1 protein-coding gene is annotated in these 1899 nt (G+C 55.6%); it reads left to right on the forward strand.

Annotation, left to right across the window (positions count from 1 at the left end):
* Positions 1-409 precede the first annotated feature (409 nt).
* Positions 410-1138, forward strand: coding sequence for a hypothetical protein (locus EXE42_RS15000; protein ID WP_137706847.1), 729 nt, complete (start codon positions 410-412; stop codon positions 1136-1138).
* Positions 1139-1899: the final 761 nt, after the last annotated feature.

Here is a 1899-nt window from a genome sequence, read left to right on the forward strand (position 1 = left end):
ACAAGCGTGGTCAGTCACACACAATTGGAGAAATAGAGCTGTGAGCGTGAAGGAAGTGTGGCGAATTAGCCCCACGCTGAATGGGTCAGCAGTAGGGGTATAAGTAGGGGGGTGGGGGCTAACCCTTTTACCTAAACCTCCACTGACCATCAAATATGACGACAGCGCTGACCTCTACGATGGGCCTCGGAGAACAAGTTCCGCGGTTGCGACGGCCTCCCATATCCGGCCATACCTCAGCCTTGGTTTCTCGAGAGGGAGACCCTGGTTAGATGGAACAGGTAACACCGCCAAGTTACGTCCTTGGCAACGGTATCAAACCGGTTGGTAGTCCCGACTGTCGAATCGAAGATGACGAAATCGGCTGGAAGAATCCACCGAATTGGTTCCGGAAGAGTGGTGGCAGCGTATGAGCACCGCCCAAGACCCAACCGCCGAGGAACTCGCATGGTTGCGGCAGACGGTTGAGGACCTCCGTGACGAACTCGAAAAAGAACGTGAGGCTCGGCGAGCGATAGAGCGGAAGCTGGCAGCTCATTCCAAGCAGCTCCAGAACGACGTAGAATTCGAGTGGGACACCGGAATGATCGAGGACCTGTCCGTCAGGTCCACGACTGGAGCCGAATTCCCCCTCGGTACCGCGGTGATGAAGCGTGCGACCAAAGACCGTGTTCAGGAGCTCGAAGCTCGCATCAGGAAACTCGAAGAGGGGGAAGTAGACGTCGTCGTCCGGAGCGAGATGGACCACGACGCGCTCCCGATCGAGCGGGCAATCGCACTGCGTCAGCAGGGTAATAGTGACCTCTCCGCCAACAAAGAGAGGGCGACGCTGGTCTTTCCCGAATTCGGCCCTAGATCCCGATCTTGGTCAGGGACAATGCGGCTCGACTCCGATGGAGTACGCCGCATCCTCGCTGAGATGACCGACCGGTCTTCTAAGTCATGGAATCGGAATACCGTCGTGCGGGTCATGCGCTGGGTAGCCAAACTCACCTCGGACAAGGAACCTAGTGACCGCGACCCCTACGACGGCAGAAACCTGATCCACATGCGCGAGGGCGACAAACGGCTCGAACTCGTCGCCGACCGTGGGGAATGGATCGACTGGACCAGAGAGGCCGCTGGGGGTGATCACTGAGCCAGCGTTACACCGTCGTAACACTGGAACCCAGAAGGGCCGTAACGACGACTGACGGGTCATAGATGGCCTGTCACGAGTTTCGGACCACTATCGGTCGTAAACAACACTTCGTTAGTGTTGAGTGTACCTACCGCCCTATCCCTCGCCCATTATTTTCTAAACTATCGTGTCGTTATTAGCTTCGCACAACGTTACGACCTATCTTCCACCAGCGTTACGACAGAGTAACGACGTGGCGTCCTTTGGAGACCGGCCTTCCGAAAGTAATGGGGTCAACGATGCTAGACCGGCAGAGGCGAGTCCATTTGAAGACCGTACACGTACGTGTCCGATTCCCTGTCGAGAATGAAGATGGAGACGAAGTCGTAGAGACGGTGGTGGAGGACGTAACAGTCGAGGCTGATGTCACAGTCAACAGTCAATGCCAGCTGGTCTATTCAGGGAACGTTGCCCGGTCTACCTGTGTTATCAATCCTACAGCGCTCTTAAAGTGAGTTGGTAACTACAGGCACGATATACCAGCATTTTTAAATCGTCCAGCAGTACGAATACGCGGAATCCCCAGATGGCGACGACCCGCGTAGGATATCGATTGGGTTACGAATTCACAACGCCTCTAATTCCCCGGCCGAAAAACCCGAAACTGCGGTTAGAAGGTCTGGAGATGAGGAAATCGTACGGTTACAATCCGTACGAAGTTGGTATGGGTTGGGGCGGATTCGAACCGCCGGCCTGCTCCGTGTGAAGGAGCCGTCATA

Source organism: Halorubrum sp. SP3 (assembly GCF_005435195.1).
Taxonomy (GTDB): domain Archaea; phylum Halobacteriota; class Halobacteria; order Halobacteriales; family Haloferacaceae; genus Halorubrum; species Halorubrum sodomense.